The following is a 2,494-nucleotide window of genomic DNA, read 5'->3' as shown; positions in this document are numbered from 1 at the left end:
AGATATAGCAAAAGCTTCTGGGCTGTGAATGTCCCATTCTTTCGCTAGTGATAGGTGTTTCTCGTAACTCGCCATTACGTACGGTTCTAGAACCTCGTCGATACGGTTAATCGTTGTACCGCCGTATATGTGGCTTGCCACTTGCGCGATGATCTGTGCAGTTACCGCTGTCGCCGTAGAGATCGATTTAGGTGTGTCGATTTCCGCGTTACCCATCTTGAAGCCATGCGTTAACATGCCTTTAAGATCGATAAGCATACAGTTAAACATTGGGAAGAACGGTGCGTAGTCTAAATCGTGATAGTGAATGTCACCACACTCGTGAGCTTGTACGATATCACGCGGCAAAATGTGAGTTTTTGCATAATGCTTAGCCACGATACCCGCTAGCAAATCACGCTGAGTTGGGATAACTTTGCCATCTTTGTTGGCATTCTCATTGATCAGATCAACATTGCTTTCTTCGATCAGACCTTCGATCTCGCGAGTTAAAGCGCTTTGCTTTTCACGTGCGATGTCACGGTCATGACGATATTCAATGTAGGCACGAGCAAGAGACTTGTATGGTCCCTGCATTAGCTCGTTCTCGACCATGGTTTGAATTTCAGAGATATGAACTTCATCGTAGTCTTCGAGCTTCAACTCAACTGCTAATGCCACATTCAGAGCATAAATAGCAATTTCCTTATCGGTTTTGTCTGATGCTGCTTCCACTGCAGCTTGGATGCGATCTCTACTGAATGGAGCTCTTGAGCCATCACGCTTGATTACGATTGATTTCACCACTTCTCCTTACTCTTGAGGTATTCACAGACTTATCCACAAACACACTATAGAGCGATTTATCGTTTAACTAACACTAGATATTGTGGCGTATTTAACGAGAACCACCAACATTGAGTATTGATTTGGATCAATAAAATAGGCACGCCGAACAAGATAAATCCAATATTATTACGTGAGATCTCAAGTCGAAAAGAAACAATGTAACAATAAAAAAACTGCTAAAAAGAGTTGAATTTTCGGTAAGTGTTGTAGGATAACGGCTCAACTATATTGCACACCAAAATTAGGGATATTTGGGATGAAACGACTTCAAAACTGGATAATGTTAGGCTGCTTGCTCAGTAGCCAAGCATTTGGCGAACCTTTAACCATATCCAGTTGGAATATCGAATGGTTATCAACCAATGAGGCTGTGAATAAGTTTTCTGACCAACGTGATCAAGCGGATTTCGATAAGCTCGAACAGTATTTCCAATCCTTAAATTCGGATGTGGTGGCTTTCCAAGAAGTCGATGACATCAATGCCATTCAGCGCATCGCAGGTGATCAATACAAGATATTGATGTCTGACCGAGCATTACCAGAAAACAGCAACCATCAGTTCAAAGAAGTAAACCAATACACAGGCTTCGCGGTTCGTAAAGGAATCATACTCACCGACTACGCTGACTTTCCTCTCGAATCGGGCGCTAACAGCAAGCTTAGATTTGCCAGTTATATGGTTGTGAAAACGGATACAAAACCAATTCACATGTTGTCTGTGCATTTAAAGGCGGGTTGCAGCGGCGCGTATAAATCTAACCGTGACTGTTCAAGGCTCAAAGACCAAGCGCAACAACTTAATAAATGGATACAGCAAAGAGAACGCCAAGGTCAGGATTACGCAATATTAGGCGATTTCAACCATAACCTTTCTTACTCAAGAGATTGGATGTGGAAAGACTTAACTCAAAATGCCGATGCTCAGTTGGCGACAAGAAAAACTCGAGCAGATTGTAAGGTACGCTCTAACCGCAATAACCATCGCACACACCAGTTCCGTTCTGTGATTGATCATATTGTAGTGAGCAAATCCTTAGATGCCTCTCCTGCTAAACAGAAGGTCTTTGAAACACAAGATGTGCTTGATTACAAACTTAGCGACCATTGCCCAGTTTCAACGACTATTAAATAGTAGATTTTAGATAACGGCAGATCATAGCTAACGGTAGATATAGAAAGAGGCTGACTGGCTTTTTTGCTAAAAGCGAGTCAACCTCTATGCTTGGTCAGCTCAGAACGAATAACGTCAAAGCCAATGTAATCAGCGATAAGCTTGCTACTAACAGGTTTTGTTCGTACGACCCGCCAACCACATTCCCACCAGCATGCTTAAGACGAACAGCCATACCGTTGGGTTACCTCCACTAAGGCTGGTTACTGCAGGGCCCGGGCAAAAGCCTGCAATCCCCCAGCCTAAACCAAAAGCAGTTGAACCTAAGATCAACTTTCTATCTATTAGTGGATTATTACTGCTATCTAAAGGTTCGCCATTGACGGCTTGAGCGCGCTTTTTAATGACCAAGTGATAAAACGGAGCGAAGACCAATAACGCGCCACCCATGACGAATGCCAAGCTAATGTCCCAGTCGCCAGCAATATCTAAAAACCCAAGTACTTTGTTCGGGTCAACCATGCCTGAAATGATCATACCTGAGCCAAAAAGAAT

At 43.1% G+C, this 2,494-nt stretch carries 3 protein-coding genes; 1 reads left to right on the top strand and 2 read right to left on the bottom strand.

The features are described 5' to 3' along the window. Positions 1–783 (bottom strand): anaerobic ribonucleoside-triphosphate reductase (gene nrdD, locus AB4496_RS25445; RefSeq protein WP_372132618.1); only part of this gene is annotated, 783 nt, incomplete at its 3' end. A gap of 301 nt (positions 784–1,084) precedes the next feature. Here nrdD and AB4496_RS25440 point away from each other — a divergent pair. After that, a complete protein-coding gene (locus tag AB4496_RS25440) occupies positions 1,085–1,960 on the top strand; it encodes an endonuclease/exonuclease/phosphatase family protein (protein ID WP_102258006.1) in 876 nt (291 codons plus the stop codon). Between the two features lie 147 nt (positions 1,961–2,107). On the opposite strand, the gene AB4496_RS25435 is transcribed toward AB4496_RS25440, so the two are convergent. Further along, positions 2,108–2,494: DUF6691 family protein (locus AB4496_RS25435; protein ID WP_372132616.1), on the bottom strand; the 387-nt coding region annotated here is incomplete at its 5' end.

Source organism: Vibrio sp. 10N.222.46.A1, from assembly GCF_041473595.1.
Classification (GTDB): Bacteria; Pseudomonadota; Gammaproteobacteria; order Enterobacterales; family Vibrionaceae; genus Vibrio; species Vibrio tasmaniensis_A.
Note: the sequence above shows the minus strand (reverse complement) of the source record. Positions and strands in the feature narration are given on the sequence as shown.

Excerpts from the sequence above, each read along its gene's own strand:
- AB4496_RS25440 (WP_102258006.1), top strand. The coding sequence starts at position 1,085 with ATGAAACGACTTCAAAACTGGATAATGTTAGGCTGCTTGCTCAGTAGC.